At 56.6% G+C, this 21106-nt stretch carries 15 protein-coding genes; 9 read left to right on the top strand and 6 right to left on the bottom strand.

Annotated elements, in window-relative coordinates; translation table 11 throughout:
• Nucleotides 1-370: 370 nt before the first annotated feature.
• The 6 genes from P2T57_RS19915 to P2T57_RS19935 all read right to left on the bottom strand — a co-directional run bounded on the left by P2T57_RS19915 (nt 371) and on the right by P2T57_RS19935 (nt 5803).
• Nucleotides 371-1240: a CPBP family intramembrane glutamic endopeptidase gene (locus tag P2T57_RS19915; protein ID WP_276302739.1), complete on the bottom strand. Its 870-nt coding sequence runs from the start codon at nt 1238-1240 to the stop codon at nt 371-373.
• Nucleotides 1241-1351: 111 nt separating this feature from the next.
• Nucleotides 1352-2224 carry an ABC transporter permease subunit gene (locus P2T57_RS19920; RefSeq protein WP_276302740.1) on the bottom strand — a complete coding sequence of 291 codons (873 nt, stop codon included), beginning with the start codon at nt 2222-2224 and terminating at the stop codon, nt 1352-1354.
• A complete protein-coding gene (locus P2T57_RS19925; RefSeq protein ID WP_276302741.1) occupies nt 2221-3141 on the bottom strand; it encodes an ABC transporter ATP-binding protein in 921 nt (306 codons plus the stop codon). The genes P2T57_RS19920 and P2T57_RS19925 overlap by 4 nt, the downstream gene beginning before the upstream one ends.
• A 211-nt stretch (nt 3142-3352) precedes the next feature.
• The gene (locus tag P2T57_RS20425) at nt 3353-4312 is read right to left on the bottom strand and encodes a winged helix-turn-helix domain-containing protein (RefSeq protein WP_420028572.1); all 960 of its coding nucleotides are present in this window, start codon (nt 4310-4312) and stop codon (nt 3353-3355) included.
• A 243-nt stretch (nt 4313-4555) separates the two neighbouring features.
• Complete coding sequence (locus P2T57_RS20315; protein ID WP_474198313.1) at nt 4556-4840, bottom strand: DUF8172 family protein; 285 nt, start codon at nt 4838-4840, stop codon at nt 4556-4558.
• A 696-nt stretch (nt 4841-5536) separates the two neighbouring features.
• Nucleotides 5537-5803: a hypothetical protein gene (locus P2T57_RS19935; RefSeq protein WP_276302743.1), complete on the bottom strand. Its 267-nt coding sequence runs from the start codon at nt 5801-5803 to the stop codon at nt 5537-5539.
• Nucleotides 5804-6024: 221 nt separating this feature from the next.
• Between P2T57_RS19935 and P2T57_RS19940 the strand changes: the two genes are divergently transcribed.
• From P2T57_RS19940 to P2T57_RS19980, 9 genes are read left to right on the top strand one after another with little or no spacing between them, the layout of a single operon-like run.
• Nucleotides 6025-6462, top strand: coding sequence for a DUF7985 family protein (locus tag P2T57_RS19940; protein WP_276302744.1), 438 nt, complete (start codon nt 6025-6027; stop codon nt 6460-6462).
• Between the two features lie 30 nt (nt 6463-6492).
• Nucleotides 6493-8229 (top strand): DUF8186 domain-containing protein, encoded by a 1737-nt coding sequence (locus tag P2T57_RS19945; RefSeq protein ID WP_276302745.1) that lies wholly within the window; start codon nt 6493-6495, stop codon nt 8227-8229.
• Nucleotides 8226-9062 carry a hypothetical protein gene (locus tag P2T57_RS19950; RefSeq protein WP_276302746.1) on the top strand — a complete coding sequence of 279 codons (837 nt, stop codon included), beginning with the start codon at nt 8226-8228 and terminating at the stop codon, nt 9060-9062. Before P2T57_RS19945 ends, P2T57_RS19950 begins: the two co-directional genes overlap by 4 nt.
• A 2-nt stretch (nt 9063-9064) precedes the next feature.
• Nucleotides 9065-10180, top strand: coding sequence for a TrbL/VirB6 family protein (locus P2T57_RS19955; RefSeq protein WP_276302747.1), 1116 nt, complete (start codon nt 9065-9067; stop codon nt 10178-10180).
• On the top strand, nt 10180-11301 hold the full coding sequence (locus P2T57_RS19960) for a TraC-like domain-containing protein (RefSeq protein WP_276302748.1): 1122 nt from the start codon (nt 10180-10182) through the stop codon (nt 11299-11301). The genes P2T57_RS19955 and P2T57_RS19960 overlap by 1 nt, the downstream gene beginning before the upstream one ends.
• The gene (locus tag P2T57_RS19965; protein WP_276302749.1) at nt 11294-13501 is read left to right on the top strand and encodes a VirB4 family type IV secretion system protein; all 2208 of its coding nucleotides are present in this window, start codon (nt 11294-11296) and stop codon (nt 13499-13501) included. Before P2T57_RS19960 ends, P2T57_RS19965 begins: the two co-directional genes overlap by 8 nt.
• Nucleotides 13494-17309 carry an ATP-binding protein gene (locus P2T57_RS19970; RefSeq protein WP_276302750.1) on the top strand — a complete coding sequence of 1272 codons (3816 nt, stop codon included), beginning with the start codon at nt 13494-13496 and terminating at the stop codon, nt 17307-17309. The genes P2T57_RS19965 and P2T57_RS19970 overlap by 8 nt, the downstream gene beginning before the upstream one ends.
• Nucleotides 17306-18190, top strand: a complete 885-nt coding sequence (locus P2T57_RS19975; RefSeq protein ID WP_276302751.1) for a bifunctional DNA primase/polymerase — start codon at nt 17306-17308, stop codon at nt 18188-18190. Before P2T57_RS19970 ends, P2T57_RS19975 begins: the two co-directional genes overlap by 4 nt.
• The gene (locus tag P2T57_RS19980; RefSeq protein ID WP_276302752.1) at nt 18187-19698 is read left to right on the top strand and encodes a primase-associated protein; all 1512 of its coding nucleotides are present in this window, start codon (nt 18187-18189) and stop codon (nt 19696-19698) included. Before P2T57_RS19975 ends, P2T57_RS19980 begins: the two co-directional genes overlap by 4 nt.
• The last annotated feature ends 1408 nt before the right edge of the window (nt 19699-21106 follow it).

Here is a 21106-nt window from a genome sequence, read left to right on the forward strand (position 1 = left end):
CGGGCCGCCTTCTATATGCAATCGCTGTATGGGTAGGACTGGCGGTCCTCGCAATACTCAATGCAGTGATTCGAGAGGGATTAATTTCTCCGGTTGTCGGCGATTACTTGGGACACGTCACGAGCACGATTACGTTCGTCTCGGGCCTGTTCGTGGTGTCACACTTCTACTTCGGTCAGTACATCCACCACTCGGTCAGGGAACTCGTTGCCATCGGAGTCATGTAGCCGGCAATGACGATACTCTTCGAGTTCGGGTTCGGCCGCTACCTGATGGGCAACTCTTGGGATGCGCTCACAGCTGATTATAATCTGCTCAGGGGTCGCGGGTGGTCGTTAGTTCTACTCTCCATGCCTAATTAGTGATCGGCTTACGTCTCGGTGTTCCAGTCCGGGCTGACTCGGTAATCGTAGAGGTGGACGCCGGTCGCTACAACGACGAGCAGTACGACCGCCCACGTGATAACCGCGTGTGATCCGTTCAGCGTGACGAGCGTGCTCCAGTCGATGGCCTCACCGACGAGGACGACGTCCAGATCGAGCGGAACCTGTCCGGTCGTCGCGTTGTCGGTTCCGTGCATCAGCATGGCCAACAGAACGCTCCCGTTCGATCCGTTGAAGACCCACCCGAGGAGCACGGAGAACGCGATAATCCCGACGAAGTAGGCAACGATGAGCTCGAGCGGCCAGTCTGCGCGGAACCCGCCAGGAATGAACTGAGGTAGATGCCATAGCCCCCAGAATACACCGATGATGAGGGCCGCGGACAACCCGCCATACCGCTCTTGCAATTCGGGCTGAGCGAATCCTCGCCACCCGAACTCCTCCTGTCCACCGCCGATGAACGTCCCGAGAATGATCCCGATGACGATCGTAATCGGATCGAAATCGAAGGCCGCCCAGTCGATTGGACCGCCGAGCGCCCACGAGACGGCTCCGGCCGCGTACGTGATGGCGAATGGGATCAGGATCGCGGCGGCATACCATTTCGGATGGATGCGCCAGGAAAAGACGTCGCTGAGCCACTTCCTGACACTCTCGCCACTCGCCCACAGGACAATTGCAGCAGCAACTCCCGGTGAAAGCGGGCTGAGGAATCCTTCGATGAACCATCTCCCCCACGATGGATCCATTTCGAGGAGTTTCGGGATGGCATCGAGCGTCCACGAAAGCGTGTACGTCAGCACGAAGAACGACGTAATTCGGTACTGTCCGATTCGTTTGGTGATTAGCGATGCCATGGCTCCTTAGACGCCTCCAATGAGAGAAGTCGCTTTCTTCGTTGGGCGGGAGATCTCCGTGTGTTCATTGGTCATCATCGTGGTTGGTCTGTAGTGTTTGGACAGTTGGCGCTACAGATCTGCAATGTTGAACTGGTAGTACCCGATGAGGAACGGAACGACGAGCCAGAGTGCGAGAACCACGATTCCCACTTCCGGGGTCAGGTAGAACGGATCCGGCTCAGCTGCAGCTACTTCCACTCCGACACCCGTCTGGGTGGGTACTGCACCGGCCGCCTCTGCGATCCTAGGCAAGAGAGCGACGACCGTCGAGAGATACGCCGAAGACGGCGGCACCTGACCGATGAGGAAGACCCACTCGGGCATCGTAGACGGGAGGCTGAACCCGTTGACGACGTAGACGAGCGCCATCGGTACGACGTCCCAGAATAGCTCAAAGACGACGAAGAACCCGAGTGCAAATGTAGTTGCACGTGAGGTAGACCCAGTCGTCGCCGAAAGCCCCACCATGATCCCCGCGTAAACCGCCGCAAAGCCGAGTGTTACGAGAATGAATACTAGCGTCGAAAGGGGGTCAAGTATCCCGAGCAATACAGAGCCGAATCCGACCCCAGCGAGGAGGCCGACGCCGAGACCGAACATAAGGACGGCTGCCCGACCGACGACCTTCCCGGTGAAGACGTTCAGCCGGTTGGTCGGTAATGAGAGTAACAGCTTGATACTCCCGAGTTCGCGTTCGCCCGCGAGGGACTTGTAACAGACCACGATCGCCGCAAGGGGGACGAACAGTCCGGTGAGACCGACTGTGAAGAAGACGAGACCAGCGAACGTCGCCCCTGCCGATTCACCGAACATCTCAGGAATCTCAACGTACGCATACGTCGAAATGAGAGAAAAAAGGACGAACACTGCCACGAGCGCCCAGAGCGCCCGTGACTGGACGGCGTCTCGGAAGTCCTTCTTTGCAATCGCCAGCCACGTCATTTCCTGACCTCCTGTTCGTCCCCGGTGTAACGAACGAACAGATCTTCGAGCGAGGACTCGACAACCGAGAAATCCTGAACCGACGTGACGTCGGCGTCGATTGTTCGCAGGACGGCGAACTTTGAGGCACCATCCACGATAACCCGGAGCCGGGCGTCGTCAATCGATGCACTCCCAACACCGTCAAGTTTGGCGACTCGCTCGACGGTAGACTCGTCGAGTTTGGAGACGGACACGTACAGAACTTCACCTGTTTCGGTCGCGTCGCGGAGACCATCGATGGTATCGACGGCGACGAGCTGGCCGCGATTGATGATCGCTACGCGGTCGCAAACTGCCTCAACCTGCTCCATCACGTGGCTGGAGAAGAACACCGTCGTTCCTCGGTCGTTCTCTTCTCTGATGATCTCCCGCATCTCGCGGGCACCGTTCGGATCCAGTCCGGTAGACGGCTCGTCAAGAACGAGCAAATCTGGATCACCAACGAGCGCCATAGCGAGGACCAGCCGCTGCCGCATCCCCTTCGAGTACCCGCCCGCTTTCCGGTCGGCGGCGTCGGCGATGCGAACCCGTTCGAGGAGCGCGTTCACGTCCTCGTCCGCGTCTTTAATCTCCAAGACGAACTCCAGATGTTGCCGACCGGTAAGTCGATCGTAGACGTGATACGCGTCGGGAAGGACTCCCGTCCGTCGCCGGACCGCCTCTCCCTCAGTCTGGGCATCGTGGCCGAGTACCGTCACAGTCCCATCGGTTGGCCGGATAAAGTCGAGCAAGATGTCGATGGTGGTTGATTTTCCCGCGCCGTTCGGGCCGAGAAACCCGAATATCTCTCCTTCTTTGACCCGGAGTGTAAAGTCATCGACGGCAACGACGTCCCCGAACCGTTTGGTGAGACCGTTGATCTCAATTGCGGTCATTGATGCACCTCAAAGCGAACCTGTCGTCGCCTGTTGTCCGTATTGAATTATCCATAGAGGCACTCAACGTCGTTATAGGGATAAGTATTATTGTTCTGCTGACATTTTGTCAGAGGTACAACTCAAAGAAGTTTGAGACAGACGGCGAGGATCCACGCGATCTGATGCCGATTTATGGAAATACAGGCGGATGGCAGTTACGAGGATATGATCAGTCCTGAATCCACGATTCGAGTGTGACCGTTGCAGTATCGTCCATTCTGAGGGACAGAACCTCTTCTTCCAAGGTAATCGTGAAGTCGGCTACGAACGGCTCCATAGAGACGATGTTTGTGGCAAACACGTCGGACGTAGTGTACTCGTACAGCTCCCACAGGGGGATATCGAGTACGGAGATCCCATGTTCCCAGAACAGATAGAGAACTGCGGGATGAAACGCAACCGGTAGTTCGACCGGCATGCTGACCAGATGTTGACATTCGCGACACGAGCTATTGTGGATGTACTGTACGCTTTCACCGTGTTCGTACTGATCGACTTCTGTATCGACAGGTCCGAAGCACTCCGGACAAACACCTCCTCGGAGCTGAATATACATACTCCATATGCGGTAGCCGAAACTCTCGTAAATCTCTGTAGGGGCCCGGTTACGCGTTTGGCTCTGGGGAGAGGAAAGGGTGATGAGAATCGCGTCACACGACATGCATCGAATACGAAACAGGTCAGCGTCGAGAGTCGCCAGTAGAGACGTCTCGTCGCAGAACAAACAAGCGCCAGCAATCTCTCGGTCCTCTAACGCTGATGTACTTTCGTACACTCCAGAGCGGATAACACGAACAATCCTTGTTCCACTATCCGTCAAGCGATATCCGTTCGGAGTTTCAGTGACGAACTGCCCGACGAGTTGATCTAGATGATACGAGAATTGCGACGAGCTGTCTATGCCAACTGCATCATATAGTTCCGTGAATGTCATTGTGTGATGCGGTTCGTGATGTTCTCGCACCACTTCACTCAAGGCAAGTAAAATCCGCAACCGTTGAGAGTTTCCAAGCGAGCTAATGGCATCTACGACTCTCGGATCGATTTGATCGCTCTGATGTGGTGCCATATCTCTACAGCCACACTCCAAGTGGATAAGGACACCCGCCTCTGGCAAGTTCTTTCTCATGTAAATATTATCTCAACTGTTCGGCCGTGGTGAACCCATTCACTACCCTCCGAGCTTCTCGGTTTCTCAAACTCGCTATCAAATCAGGATACCTAGTACAGCACTAAGTTCATACCGCTTGGACGACTTTCTTCCGGTATGAGCCTTGAAGAGACGGTCGATTACCTCGCCGAGGAACTTGACCTTGAGCGAAGTGACCATGTCCGAGAGGTCGGTCAGTCGGTCGCCGACCTCCGCGACTGATCAAAACAGTTCTCTGAAATCCCGTTCGACGAGTCCAGACTCCAGATAGTCGATGAACTTCTGCTTTGTTGGCCCTACTGTATCGAGAAGATCCGCTCGCTCTGCACGCTCAAAGACTGCGCGAGCAAACTTCGTACAGTGGTCTTCATGCCGAGTAGCGTACACTGAAAGAGCGTCACGCCAGTGCATATCTAACTCAAACTCAGCTAATTGAATCTGAATCCCGTCTTTCCGCTCTACAAGATCGATGCCCAGCTCTTCTAGCTCTATGAGATATATGCCCAACCGGCGGCGTTCCGGTCCTACCGCGGCGTCCTCGCTCTGGCAGTAATACTTGAGTTTCCTGAACTAGTGGTCAGAGCGACACCGGCCGCAGGTGGTCGTCTCGGGCATTCGGTTGACGATGAAGACGTACTGGCAGTCGAGACAGTGGCTGTTTGGCGTGTCATACGGTGGGCGTCGTGGCAGGTGAGGATACGGTTCCGAGGCGAACTCTTGGAGTGAGAGTAGATTTTGGGTGTTAGCGGGGGATAAGCGTCTCGGAGGGTCGGTATCTCGAAAGAGGGAGTGAGTAGGTTTGGAGTGTTCAAGCGGTACTCGTGGTGTGGTTACATAGTGAGAGTACATTTGGAGTGTTCGTTGCTAGGAGACGGTGTTTATGAACTACCCTATCCTACTCACTCGCCGCTGACGTAGCTCGTTCCTTGAGGGGAGGGTTCCTGATTCGCAACGAGGTGAACCAAGGCCAGAGCGGCGGCAGGTCGTATACTCACGAACTCAACATGGATCCGAGCGTCGTGTTCGAAGCGCGCAACGAACTCGACAAACAAGGCGAAGTCTGACCGTTCGGATTCGGCGGCTATTATACGCTGAACAGGCTCAATACCACGCCCGATATAACGTTCAACGACCGCATCAGGCACTCGATGAACGAACGCCAGTCGAGGAGGTAAACTAGACAGTTTCCCCGTCAGGAACGAATCAATCTTCTGTCTCGCTGAGTTCTTCGTACTCGACGTCGCCAGCGAGAACTTGCTCGCCGAGTTCAGTAATCCGGTACGCAGGTTCCTCGCCATGACGCTCAGCAAGATCGTGATCAACAAAGATTGGACAGCGCTGGGAAATCCATTGTCGGCTGAAGTCCGTATTGATTTCGAGGTTCTTTGCTGTGTGCCAGCCCTCATACTTCCCTAGTTCTTCGAGAATGTATGGGTCAGCCGGTACCGCCCAATTAACTTCTCGATACATGTGGATAGTTTCACTCTCATCCGAACAGATGTATATACTTACCGATTGGTTCCCTAGACCTCCTATAGAATACTAGAACATACAAATAGACACCAAGAAATACGTTCGTATGTTCAGATTCATATACCCCGTCTGTCTGTGGTAAAACTGAACGCTGATTCCACGTCCCCGCGATACCCCCGCAATCAATCGGGTGGTGGAACAGCCAACCACAGCCACGTATGCAACAATCAGATACCGACTCCCTGCAAGAAAAGCCGAAGACCACGATACGGAGTACTGTTGGTCTAAAACTCCCCTTCACCATCGCAGTACTCTCGCTCATAGTAGTTGAGCCAGCGCTCGCTCAACAAACGACCCAAGATGCAGTAACCTCTCAGAGCGCGGTCTGCAGTGCTGACAACCTCCCTGGAATGATTGAGGGGTTCTTCCAGCTGACAACCGGGCTGGGCATCGTCGGTCTCGCCGTCGTCTGGCAGGCCGACTCCCTCATCGAGATGTTCACCCTCAATCCCGAGCAGAAGAAGGCCCTCAAGCGCCACAAACGCTCAGCGATGAAGTCCACCATTGTCCTCGTCGTCCTCGGCCCACTCTACACAGTCGCCGGATCGATGATGGGCCTCCCGCTGGCACAGTGTGTCGACCTCGTCCCCTGGTAAGCCACTTCACGACCTCCATTGCGAGCCCTCATGGAACAACGAGAACGCTCCATACTCATGGCCGTCCTGTTCATGACGAGCTTAGTCACAGGTATCGTCACAGCAATCCCACCGCGGCCGGGGACGGAAGGAAATGGACTCACCGAGAACGAGTCGGCGACACTTTGGTCGCGCGACGCGGATAATTACATCAGTCAAGAGGAGTACCGCCAACGCTACGGTGACGAGCGGACGTCAATCCACCAGCTCGCAAACGGAACGGACATCACGTTCAAGCGGCCGCCCGCAACTGCTGCAACGTGGACTCGAAACGACTTCGAGGACCTCGAAGCCGGAGGTTCAGATACGTCTGTGCATCCGCCTCACGCATCGCTTGACGACGGTGTGTTCATCGAGGATGCCCATGCGACTGTGTTCGCGCTTCAACCGTCGACCCGTGGCCACCTCGAATCCGGTGACACCCCACTCTACATTGCCCCGAATGGGACGATGCGCGGACTCGTCGATTATCGCGTCCGCGTGCCGAACGGGAGTTCCTCCGAGAACAGGACCGTCGAGTGGTCGCTCACGGAACACGACATCGAGGAAGTACGCCTGAAGAAAGACGAGGAGACCATCGCGAGGACCGGTGGGTCGCACACGCCGGCCATCGACTACCAGATAGATGATGACTGGAGCGCGGCCCTCACACTCGAAGCGGAGATTCACGTTCGGTTGAAGAAGACGATACGGACCGACGTGGTCAACGGAACTGACGTTGACATCGTCTACCGTGAGGAGACGCGAAACGTCTCGGACTCGACCGACGTTGAGATCTACGACCTCTCTGCGTCCCCCTACTACGCTGAGTACCCCAATGGCGATGCTGGCGTGGCTATCTTCCAGTCTCGGCCGTGGCAAGGGTACACGCTCACCGACGAGGGGAACGCGAGCGTGCGTGGTGTCTGGCGGTTCTACACCGCCCGCAACACAAACTGGGATACGCTCGTCAAATCGAATCGGACAGACAGCGCCGAAGTCGAGTCCGATGCTATCCCCGTGTATGTCCACGCGTATCCATCCCGGATCGGACCGCGTGCTGAACCCGTCCGGGACGGCCCGGAGATCATCGACACGTGGGGAACTGACCGACCTTCCCCGGCGGGAACCATCGGTGAGAACGTCACCATCGAGGTCGTCAATCAGTCCTACGAGACGACGTACGGTGTGGGTGTCCGTGCTGAGGCCGTTGACAGAGAGGCACTTCACGTTGCAGGCATCGTTCGCGGCGTGAACGCATCCATTGTCGAACCCAACGCCGGTTCCGAACGACAGCTTCGGCGTAGTAACCTCTCCGTCGAAGTACTCCAGCAAAACCAGTCGCAGGCTACAGTCCGAATCGAACTGCGTGACAACCAGACTGGCGCACCCATCGTCCTCAACGATAGTGCCCGTCGATTCCCCATTGGCGGCAATCAACGTAATGGCTACATCACCATCGCCGATCGGAAGGTCGAAACCAACTCCTCTGGAGTAGCCATCCTGACCATTACTGAGCCCGGTATCTACAGGGCCCGGTATCATCCTGGGTCGTGGCTCGGACATCGCCCGGCCTACGTGAGTGATACGGCGACCGCCCGGTGGCATCCACTCGGAACCATCGATGGCTGGTTCGCGTTCATTTTCGAGGTCGGCTGGCAGTTCATCCCCTTCTTCGTGATGTTCTACGCGGGACACCGCCTCCTCCGAATGCTCGGTCCAGAAGACATCTTCCAACGAAACTCATGACCCGAGATCATCCACACATCAGTCGAAGAAACGCCCTCCGAACAGTCACAGGCGCTACGCTTGTGAGCGTAGCTGGCTGTCTGGACAACAGCGGAAACTCCGGAACTCCCGGTGTCGAGACAACCTCTCCAGAAAGTCAGGGACCATTCAAGCGAGTCGCCGTCGATGGAACGACGCTCGTCGTCGAACTCTCGACAGAAGCCGACGTTGACCAAGTCAACCTCATCCCGCCTAATGGAGAGCTATTCGGAAAGCGTGATGTGGCCGCAGGGGTCCAACAAGTCTCGTTCGAGGTCGGAACTGCTTACGAGCCAGGAGAGTACCAGGTCGTCGCTCTGAAAGGTGAGGAGACAGTCGTAGAGAGCACGACGGATATCGTACCGGAGGTTCAGATTCAGGACGTTGGACTCTACCGGAATAATCCTGACAAGCCGTGGGACGAGGTCTACGGTGACACGGAAACAGACCGGTTGAAGAACGGTGAGGCGTTCGTCACTATAACAAACTCCGGGACAGGCCCAGATGCGGTTGTTGAACTGGTGTTTTCCGGAGATGTTCCAAATCCCATTGAAGAACCCCAAGGAAGTGGGATGTACGAAACTGAACAGGTGGTTGTTGCCCCTGGAGAGACAGTAGACCTCTTCAGCAACTCGTTCCCCTTTGGGTCAGAGTCTGAGAAAGGAACGGGGTGTTCCCCTGACGGCAATAGTGGACAATTCACAGTTCTCGTCAAGACGAGAGCTAGTGGGAATGAGGTCACGAAAGTGTTCGATGTGGAGTACTCTGGATCTAATGAGATGAGTGATTGTGAAGTCACGATCACGGAGGCCTGACGATGGTGGACCTGATAGATGTCGTACTGGAAGGGTTCAAGGACGTCGTTGAGTGGGTTATTGGTCTATTCATGGACGGACTCCGGTCAGGGTATCAGACTCTGACCGAGGAGATGTTTGGAACACCAACACCACAGACAGATGGAACGTTCATCTTCGGTGAGCCAAGTAATGCACCGTGGCCAGCGATTCAAGATGGACTCGTCGGTGGCGAAATTATGCTCATTGCTCTGCTACTGCTCGTAATGAACGTACAGGGCCGTCATACTATTCGAATATTCAACGTGGGTAGTGCCTACGAAGCCCGAAAAACCAAGAAAACGGCATGGGTCGGTGCATTCCTGATAATCACGTGGTACTGGATTGGTGCTATTACGTTGTTTCTGGTTGATGGATTCACTATCGCCTTGATGCCTGACCTCTCCTCAGTAGCTGCAGCAATGCTACAGTTCCTGGGTGTATCCATCACCAACCCTGGTCTGGGCCTATTATTCGCCTTCTTTGGTGGAGTTTCGATGTGGGCTTTGGAGGCCCTATTTTACATTCGTATGATCTTACTCTACGTCTACCTGTACGGAATGCCGATTGCGTTCGCCCTCGCCTATGGAAATATCCCCATTATTTCGGATATCGCAATGGGATTCACCAAACGATTCGTTCCCCTAGCTGTCCTGCCACTCCCAACAGCAATGGTTCTCAAAGGATACGACCTCATATACGCTGGAGACTCGCTAACGCCAGGTACAGCATTTCTCAAGTACCTTGTCGCTGCGTCCCTACCGTTCGTCGCCCTCTATGTGACCTGGAAGACGTTCAAGTACGCGACTCCGCTGACTGCAAAGGTCGTGGGAGGTGCGACGAAAGGTGCTGCTCTTATCGGCGGTGTCGCAGCCGGTGCGTATGTCGGCGGCGCTGGTGTGGCGACGACCGCAGCGCGCTGGGGGCCGAAAGCAGCAGCCGGTCAAGCCATAGCACAGAAAGCTGCCGATCGAGGCGGGCACGGAAGCAAGGATGGGGGTACACCGTCGTACCGTCGGACAGAGAATGACCCGAGCGGGTCTACAGCAGATGTATCGAGTGACAAACGCGGAATGGAGTATGATCGAGGTATTCACTAATGTCGACAGACCCAGACGCGGCAGCGCGGCGCATCATGAACCAGTTCGGCGAAGAGAGCCGTATTCCCTACCTCAACATTGAGGAAGGAGATGTTGGCGTACTCATTGCTCTCCCGATTATCGGCCTGTTCATTGCTGGCCTCACTGGAATCGAATCACTCTCCCTCCCGTTCGTAGCGGGCGGATTCGGGTTCGGTGTTGCAGTCATCTACGTCTCTCCTGACCACCTGAATGCATGGACGTGGACGAAGGACGTCTACCGCTACGCCAAGCGTCCGCGAGTTACGTTCAGTGCTCCAGAGGAAGCAGACAGTAGTACAAACGAGACAGAGCGAAACGACGGCGGGCTCGCGAACTACACGCCGTTCAAACCGGACGAGCGAACGCAAGACCTCACGAACGTCAAGCGAGCGTGGCCGGGCGCGGGTGCAATTCAGCGGTCAGACGGCACGATGGAGGCGTTCATCGAAATTGACCCAGGGAACATGGATTTCGCCATGTCCGATGACTGGGCGCAACTCCAAGAGGCGGGCGAAGAGTTCGCTAACAAGGAACTCGACTCGAAGCTCAAATTCCACGCGACAACTCGGTCATTCCCGGTGGAACAAATCACCGAGACCATCGAGGACCGACTCAGCGACGAAGACGTCAAGCAGAACCCGATCTTCCGGGAACTCCTCGAAGAGTACCGTGAGACGCGTCCCAAGGAGATGCGTGACCGAGGCATCCAGCAAGTTCGCTACTACATTGGCGTCGAGGTCACGCCGCTCGAAGTCTACGACCGATTTAGAGACGAAGGGACACCCGCCGAGAAACTGACTAAGTTCCCTATCATCGGGTTCCTGTTCAATCCCTTCGTGACGCGACGTGAGGACCTCACCGATGTCGAACGTCGCGCCCAGATGTTCGAGAAACTCGACAGCCGCGTCAACGACGTTCGCGCCGAGTTCATCCAGCAGGCGTCCGGCTGGTCTGCTCGCCGGCTCAGTACGGTCGAACTGTTCGTTCTGAACATGGATTTCTGGAACGGGCGAGAGCACGACTACGACGAAGCAGACCGCGTCGTTCGCGAGCAACCGATCATCGGCCACTCGCGCCGGGAGGACGAGACCAATGCATAACGTCGTCCTCCAGGCGGGTGGCGGGACCTTCACCCAGCTCACAGAGTGGCTTCTGAACCCAACGTCACCCGAAGGTATGGCAGTTTACTTCCTACTGGTTGTGGTCCTCGGGGTCGTCGGTAAACTCCTCTGGGACCGACACACCGCCGACGACGAACCCGAAGTCGACTTCTCGGACATCCTTGACGAGGAGACGCTTGAGGAGGGTCATGCAGAAGGCCAACTCCTCGACGACATCTCCGAATCTCACAAGACGGTCACGGCGCCGGCAGCTATCGAGTGGGAGACACGAGCCGCACGCGTTGGCGAGCAGTGGACGACGACGCTCTACATCGCTGACTACGCCGACTACCCGAACGACGGCTATCTGAGCGACCTCTTCGAGCTGACCGACGTCGAATTCGACCTCACAGCTCACATCTCGCCGAAGAACCAGCAGCGAGCGCGGAACGAACTGCAGGACATCGCTGATGACCTCCAAGTCGACGCCGACCTCGAACAGAGCGTCCGGAGTGCGTATCTACAAGAGCGAGCGAACGAAGCCGCTGCAACATACAAGGCCGTCGAGAGCGGTGCGAACGTCTTCGACCAGGGCATGTTCGTCACGGTTCGCGCCGCCGACAAGGATGACCTCAGGGACTCGGTCCAGAAGGTCAAGAGTGCTCTCCGCGACGACCCAGCGAACCTCACGCCGAAGACCGCAATCTGTCGGCAGGACCTCGCGCTGCAGTCGGTAGCCCCCATCGGAGACAACGTGTTTGGCCGCGAGTCCATCGCCCTCGGTGGCGCGGTGGGCGCACTCCTCTCGTCGCCGCATAACGCGACCATCCTCGAGGAGGGCGGAGTCGAGTTCGGGATTCACAAGGACAACCAGAGCCCCGTCGTCATCGACCCGTTCGCCCGTGACAACGGGTACGCGATGTTCACCGTCGGCGACACGGGCTCGGGGAAGTCGTTCAGTTCCAAACAGAACTTCATCCGCTCCATCGAGCAGAGCAAGGACCGCATCGGCATTATCCTTGAACCACTCAACAACTGGGCAGGCGTCTCCGAGGCCCTCGATGCGAAACGCATTACGGTCGGTGGGACGCTCGGCCTGAATCCCCTAGAGATTCGTCAGACACCCGAGCACGTCCAGCGAGCGATGGGTGAGGACGCGAGTCCGTTCAACGAGAAACTCGACGACGCGATGAGCTTCCTGACGAACTTCTTCGCACTACGCGGTATCTCGCTCGGTGACCGTCGGACGACGCTCGAACTCGGACTCAAGCGCGCCTACAAGCGCAACGACATCACCGACGATATCTCGACGCACAGCAACCTCAGCCCAACCATCCGGGATATGATGGACATCTTCGAGGACATGGTCGACGACCCCGAGGAGTTCGTCGTCCGGTCCGACGAAGAGGCTGGAAAGATCCGCGAGGACGCGACGTGGCTTCTTGACCAGCTTCGCCCCTTCGAGGACGATGGTCGCCACGCCAACCTCGGGAAGTCCTCGGAGTTCGACATCCGCGACGAGAAGGTCATCTATCTCGATCTTGCCCAGCAGGAGGGTAGCGTCGACAGCAGTACGGCGCTGACGATGCAGTTGCTCATCTCGCTCGTGTACGAGCGGGCGAAAGAGACGGACAAGGAGGTCGTGTTCTATATCGACGAGGCGCGGTACATCATGCAGGACGCCGCGAGTCTAGCGTTCCTCGAAACGGTGTTCCGACATCACCGCCACCACGACCTCTCGATTCGACTGGTTACCCAGACCGTCGACGAGTTCTTCGAACACGCCGAAGCCGAAGCTATCCTCGATCAGTGTGCCGTCAAGCAGTTCCATCGGTTGGACGGGATGGACGAGGAGTGGGCCGACGAGTTCGGCTTGAATTACGCACAGATGCGCTATGTGCAGGATGCAGTCCCCGGTAACGAGGATGCTGGGTTCTCTGAGGCGCTCGTCGGCGTCGACGGCGAGTGGCGCGGGATGAAGGTACAAGCAATGGACAAAGAAAAACAGGTTATCGACTTCGACCCGACCGAGCAACGGCGGTCCTCCCTCCCCGGCGCTGGTGAGGAAGCAGTCGATACAGCTGTCCAGCAGTTCCGTGAGGAACTGGAACAGCAGGCGACACACGGACAGTCAAAAGGGACAGAAACTGTCTCTGCGAAACCTGACGGTGGCTCAGTAGAGGGGGAGGACGATGAGTGAGTATCTCCGAGTCACGCCAACATCCGAAGGGCTTGCTCCCGAGGGAATCCCTCGGGTCCTCGAAAGTCTGCACAAACTGACGACGGCAAAGTCGACGGGTCTCGCTCAGAAGCTGAACCCACTCTACAGTGAAACACCGCCGCGGTTCGAGTTTCTCGCACTAAGTGGGGGAGCGGACGACCCTGTCGAATTCTTCTACGGTGCCGACGAGCATCTCGACACACTCGAAAAACGCCTTCGTTCGATCTATCCAAAGACGTTCGACATCGAACGCGTCGACGTCGATGTCACCGCTCGGCTTATCCAACCAGTCGAACTCACACGAGCAGAGTTCATCGAACATTATGAAGCAGGGCAACTGCAGTACGAATTTGATCAAGACGAGCAGCACGAGGTTGCGAGCGAGGACCGTGACCAAGACCAGACACCATCGACGGAGGCTTCCCCATTCGCAGATGGTGGTGCCACAGCCGATTCATCCCAGGGTCACTTCGTTGAGGTCGAGGATACCGCCCTTGAGCTTGCACCACCGAGCGCAATACCGGACGAAAAACCATTAACGACGCTCGAAAAGCCAACCGAGACGACAGGGGGGACGATACTCGCACGGCCAACTATCGACGCAGTCTCGCCAGTTGGCGTGCGCTGGTCCGGTTCAGCCACTCGGAAGAAAGACTGGATGACGTCGTTGACGCCCTTCGCCTCCGACGATGGTGACGATGCCTTGGTAGCTGTCGACCAGCCCGGCGCACCTCTGGCGTCACTCGTCGACCACCTGACTGAAGCGGCGTCACCCGTAGCGTTTCAGGTTGTGTTCCAGCGACGGGCAAGCTGGCAGTCCGACGCTGAACTCCGGAAAGAGGATCTCATCGACGGGCGAGACACCTTTTTCCAAGAGGTCGTTGGCTCCCTCCTTGAGGTCGAAGACCAGCGGAGTAATCACGACGAAAAACAGCGCAGCGAACCAGTCGCAAAGCGCATTAAGTACATCGACGCGAAGAACCCCAAGCGGTCGTTCACTGCCAATATCAGAGCAGTAGGGGTTCCGACCGAAGATGAAGCCCGCGATGAAATTGCGGCCCAGATGAACTCACTTCGTCCCGTGTTCGATCCGGTCGACGGCCCCTATTACGAAGTCGAGGGTGAACGACTCCGTGTGGACGGCTTTCGAGAAAAGACGAAGGAGAAAAACGCCCAGACAGCCCTCCAGCAATTACTTGATCGAGAGATTGCGACCGGCCGAGGCAAGACCCAACCGGATTTCGTCCTCAGCGGGGCGGAACTCGCAAACTTCGTGCTCGTCCCATCGTCCGAGCAACTCACAGTCGAGGGAACACGCGGCACTCGCGCTGAACAGCAAAGCCGAAATCCGCTTCCGTGGCCTAACCCAGATCTAGTTCAACAGTTCCAAGACGGGATGGCGATCGGGCACGCGCTCGACGAGAACGGTGAGCCGCGACCGAACCCGATCCGAATCCCCCCGGATCTCTTGACGACGCACTACGGCCGATTCGCATCGACCGGCGGCGGGAAGTCGAAAGCAATCCTCAACGACGCGCTGTCTCTCCGAGAGACAACGGGGGGACCTGTCGTCATCGTCGACCCAAAGGGGGACGGGATGTGCGAGAACTACCTGCGGTGTCACTACGAACGCTTCAACGGGTTGGACGACGTCTACCAGTTCCGTGTTCCAGAGACTCTCCCTGCGTTCTCCTTCTTCGACATCCGGCCCGCGCTCGAAGCCGGGCGTAACCGCGAGGATGCGATTCAAGACAAGGTCGACCACTTCCATGACATCATGCGGATGGTCATGGGCCGTGAGCAGTACGGGCAGGCGTTCGTCGCGAACGAGATTCTCAGCTACCTAATCAAGGCACTCTTCGACGAGGAGTACGGAAGCGACGTGTTCGGGCTGGACGACCTCTTCGACGCCGCCCTCCGGATGCAGCGCGACCAGACGATTCCCCCCGTCTCAGCCGATAACCAGAGCATCGAGGAATCGTTGACCCGCCACTTCGCTAAGGATGACCACCAGTTCCAGGTGTCGATGGACGCGGTCGGGAACCGTCTCGACAAACTCAGAGAAGACGCGCATCTTCGGCATATCTTCAGTCACGCCCCCGAGCAGAACGAGGCTGGCGAGTACGTGGATAATCACTTTGACTTCCGCGAGTTCCTCGATGAAGACGCCACCATCCTGTTCGACCTCGGAGACCTCCGCCCGGAGGCACAGCGAGCAATCACGCTGCTCCTGTTGAGTAACCTCTGGGATGCCGTCCAAGTACGCCGGCGTGACGGCCAAACCGACTATGAGAAGCTCACGAATCTCATCATCGAGGAGGCTGCCCCGGTCGCTTCCACGAAGCTCGTCTCCGAGCAACTGCTTCCACAGGGGCGGTCGTTCGGCCTGAGCATGGGGCTCGTGATGCAGTTCCCCGGGCAGGTGCGGAATCGGAGCGAGCGGGCCTACGACGAGGTGCTGAACAATATCAAGACGAAGCTCATTGGCAACATCTCGATTGAGCGCGACCTCGCGGAGTCGCTCGCTCACGAAGACCTCAGCCCGACTGACCTTCGAAACCGGATTAACACGCTCCCGAGCGGCGAGTGGATCGCCCAACTCCCGAGTCCGTCGTTCGGGGAAACCGGCCCCGCCCCGTTTTCGTTGAAGCCGCTCCCGATTGCGCCGGGGCATCCAGAAAGCGACCAACCGCTCTCTGTCGAACAGGAGGATCACTTCGAGACCGTTGCCCTCCCCCGACTGTCGGAGCGAACACAGACCCAGTACGGACTTTCGGAGACCGCAAGCGAATCAGAGACAGCTGACGACGAGGGATGGGGGAGTAGACCAACCGATGAAGCGTCGGCATCTGCAGAATCGGCTAGCCCTGTGGAATCGACGCAGTCGTCGTTCATCGGACAGGCAACCAATAGTTCAACAGCCGACGAAGAGGAGGAGAAAAACACGGATACCGTTGACTCGTTGTTTGGAAATCTCGAGTCAACTGAGTCGGGAGAATCAGTCGGTGAAAAAGACGAGACAGCCGTCGACGAAACCACTTCGTCGCCAGTCCAGGCCGGTGGTGGAACTGTCCCAGATGACGAACTCCGACGGCGCGGACTCACTCACGACGACATCCGATTCTTGACTCGCGTCCTCGACGTGATGAATCGTGACGCATCGGACCACACACTCTTGGACTCGATGAGCGCATTTAAGAACGACTTTGAGGATCTGGACGTGCAACGGCTCGCCGATCAAGACCTGCTGGAGGAAGGACGAGCGTGCGGTCGGAAGTACTACACTGTCCTCCCGGCAGGGCGTGAACTGCTCGGCCAGAAGCTCAAGGTCGGCCCTGGACAGGGAGACATCGGCGAGAAGTCGCCACACAAAGTCGGCGTGAAGCTACTCGAACTGTGGTTAGAAGCCCGCGACGACGTTGAGCAGGTCGAACCCTATTACGAGTACGATGAGGAGACCGTATTCGACGTCGCTGGCTTCGATGCCGACGGGGAACTCGTGTGGGTCGGTGAAGCTGAATTCTCGAGTAACAACAAACACGCGCCGGTCGACGACTACGACAAGCAGAGTGCAGTGGATGCTAACGCTGTCTGGGCGTTCAACAGACGCGAGACAGCCGTCGAGGTGTTAGACCACCTCTCAGAGGCCGACCGGATAGAGAGCAGTGTGAGCGGCCGTGCAGCCCGGTCGTTCTCAGACATTCGAGAGGCCGTTGAATTGTTCGACGCAACTGGCCTGACGACGATTCGGAGTTTCAACAAACTTGATCAGGAGCTCAACACATGACATGGCGCCAAGCAACCCGCGAGGAGATCTACAAGTACTACGCGAAGGAGTTCCCTTCATACGTCGACGAGCTACCGGCGTTCATCACAGCAGAGGGGCCGAAACAGTACGCACTTGCGTTTCGAGAACCGCACCCGGTACGGAAAGACGGAGTCCCAGATAAGGACTTCATCCGACGAGATACATGGCAGATGAACGCCGCTGGTGACCGAACCACAGCGGCATTCGATAAGTTCGACGATGTCCTCGAGTTCATCCGCCATCCAGCACGAAACGATCCACTTGGACAGAGCGATTTCGCGCTCGCAGATCCTGACTTGCTCGATAAACCAGATCCACGTCCCGATGCAGTCTACTACGCCCTCGATCACTGGGAACGGCCGTGGGTGCTCCTCGTCGATATCGACGCAAAAACGATAGCCCGAGAGCGAGCAACGCAAGCAGTCTCGGATGAGGATGCTACAGGGGACGGTGAGGATTTGCTCGATGCCGCGGGGATTCTCGAAGCAGACCCAGCAGGCTACCCGTATTCGTTCGAGGATATCGAACGAGCCATCGAGTACGGCTTCGAGGTGCGAGATATCTTCGAGGATGACTTCAACGCCGAGGAGACGATGGTGGTGTACAGTGGTCAGGGCGTTCACGTCTATCTCCTCGATACTGACCCCGCTCATCGGTACGACGCCAAGAGTCGAGAAGTGCTGAACGACCTTCTGCAAGACACCTACGAGATCCCCATCGACCCAGTGGTTACAGCCGACCGTCGTCGAGTCGCCCGACTACCCTATTCGTTGCACGCTGACGTCTGCAGTATCGTCACGCCAATCGAGAGCCCGAACTTCGACGTTCAGTCTGCGACACCGGAGGTGCTCCAGTCATGAGTCAGTCTACGCCAGTCGAGGACGAGCGTACCGCCTATCGCGTTGCGACGCTCCCACTCGAATACGGCACGACCCGCATCAACCAGCTGTTCACGCGGGGCTACAATCGCTACATCGTCGACGGTGAAGACCAACCAGACGATCTGTTAAACGACCTCGAGCGGTTCGGGACAGCGGCGTTCAAAGAAGACGTCAGGGCCGATGCCGCAGAGGAACCCTTCGTCGACGAACCCGGAACTCTCGCCGTCCTCGCGACGTTGAGTGCGATCTGCGTCAAAGCACACCCGAAGTTCGAGCACGCCCCACCGCGAAAGGTGCAGGTCCTCTACGATATTCGCGAGCTCTATGTCAACAACCTCGCGTCCCTTCTTCGAGAATTCGGTGACGGGAGTTTTCAACAGGATATTGCAGAGGTGTTGTACGCAAAAGACCCCGGAGAGGATGGTCCGCACCCCGGTCGCGTTTGTACAGGGATCAAGGAGATGCCCGAGTTCGGTGAGGGGTTGTATCTTGAAATCCCGGTGGCTGCGGCGTCGAGGGACTGTCTCATTCGCGCCGACACCGAGAGAGGAGAGACCGGGGAACTGCTCACCCGCGTCAAGAACAACCACCTCTACGTACCGGTGGGTAATTTCGACACGAAGTATCGTGAGTACGCCAGACGTGCGTTCAAGAAGCTCCTGCGAGTCCAGGAGGAGAACCTCTCCGAAGACCAACTCACGTGGCTAACGACGAATGAGTCTGCCATCACAGAGCGCATCGACCGCTTCATCGAGACGGGCCACTACGAACGAATCTGGCGAGATTGGGACCAAGGTGAACGGACCATCCGTGTGCTTCGAGACGCGATTCGAGACGCTCCAGACGAGGTCGTCTTACTGGGGGAGTTCCATTCAGCGAAGGAGCTGTTTGAAGCAGTGGAGGCGTACGACCCGGAGGCAGACTGGAAGCGAGACGTTTGTAATCGCATCTCGAGTCCTCGGAGTCTCGGGAATCTCCTTGCATCCCAGCGTGACCACCGAAGCCTCACTATTCGACAGCACAGGAACACGAACCACTATCGGATTCAGGAGTCTGCACGTGGGGTTCAGCCCCTCACCGTCGAGTCAATCGAGGATCTGTTCGAACTCCCCTGCATGGCGAATATGGCCGAACGCCTCAACGAGAAAAAGCCAGTCCGGAAGGACCTGTACAACTTCTCTCGGATGGTGATGTGGCTGCCACAGTACCAGGATAGTGACCTCGAGACAATTGTCGCGGACCTCAAAGATGTCTTCTCGCGGTGGCCGTGGTACGACGAACAGGTCACCGACTACCAGATTCGCTACGAGTTCTCGAATACGATTGGAGGCGACACCCCGCTTCCGATGAACTGCGACAACGACGATATGCAGCGGTACTGCATCGGGCAAGAGCAGTGTCCATACTCAATCTGGGGAAGTCTTCCCTTCCCAGAAGAGATGTACGACCAATTGGATGAGGCCAAATCTACCGGCGAAGAGTTCTAACTCCGCTGGGAACCAATAGAATGTGATCAAAGCGAATCTGTTAAGATTCTCAATCGTTTATGACTCATTAGACTGAATAGAGTGCATGTATCTTGCGCAGCGAACCACCCTTAGAAACACCGCTACCTGCACCTGCGACTATCAGAACCAGTAGTCAGTTATGCCCATCGCACCTGCAATAAGTGGCTATTAGTTTTGTTCAATACTGTCAAAGGTTCTGCTGATCTTTCATGGTTCGTGAACGTGTTTTCGCTGTCACTATCGTGCTGGTCGTGCTGATGGGGTCACTCCTCAGTGGACCATTGGTATCCCAGCGACCGATCGCGACCCAATCGGCAGCAATGCCATCGGAGTCAGTATCCTCAACGGAGTCCTCGAATGTAACGTCCGTTTTTCCTCCCGGTGTCTCTGCCGAGGGGATAGAGAACACGACTCGACTCATGGAGGCTCATCGGACCGAATTGGACGATACGTCGTATAGAGAACGAGCGGAATGGGAGGAAGTCGACCGCCTCCCGACCGGGAACGGAACGTATCGAAAATTCACGACCTACCAGTATACTGTAGAGGTCGAGAAAGGCAGAAGCGAAACTGAAGTGCGTGTCGACACTAAAAACGACTCGACACGCTACTGGTTTTCCAATGAAGCGACCATGGTTAATTATACTTCCTGGAACGAGGGACCTACCTCGACGTTGTTCGAGTACTCCCGGGGGAACGGTTTTCCCGCCGATTTTGATACGTATATGATCACCTACTCGTCTCGGTACGTTCATCCGTATCTCCACTATCTCGATTACGAGCACGTCCGAACAACCACTCAAAACAACAGAACGTTATTTACCTACTCGTCGACGGGGTTCAACGAAAGTACGGAGTGGACTGTCGCGCCAGTCCCGAGCGTATCCACAACTGATGAAATCAATACCACCGTCACCATTAGCCAACGAGGAATCATTCGTTCGTTCACGGTCCGGGAGAGACATTCCACTGAAACAGATTCGGTGACCATCAAATCTCATTACTCAGTCGAAAGTATCGACGAAGCAAGTACTTCGCCCCCCTCGTGGACCACTAATAAGGTCGCCCAGTTCAACGTCTCGCTCATCGCAAACAATTCGATCGTCGCTCTCACTCATACTCGTGGACCGAAAGTATCTGACCCTGAGTTAGTGTTGGATACTTCTCACGATAGTAGCCATACGACAGTCAACGGCACGATCGAATCCGGTGATACAGTATATCTCTATTTGACAACAAACCATTCGAATCGGACGGTTCGATCTCGTATCAACGAGCGCCCACCTGTCAATAGCTCGTTCGTGACACTAGGTGGTAGAAACCTCTCGGTCACGGAGTGGCGAAATGTCTTCGGATCCACCGAATCAAGCGTCCAACTCGAGGTGGC

Source organism: Halorussus lipolyticus, from assembly GCF_029338375.1.
Lineage (GTDB): Archaea > Halobacteriota > Halobacteria > Halobacteriales > Haladaptataceae > Halorussus > Halorussus lipolyticus.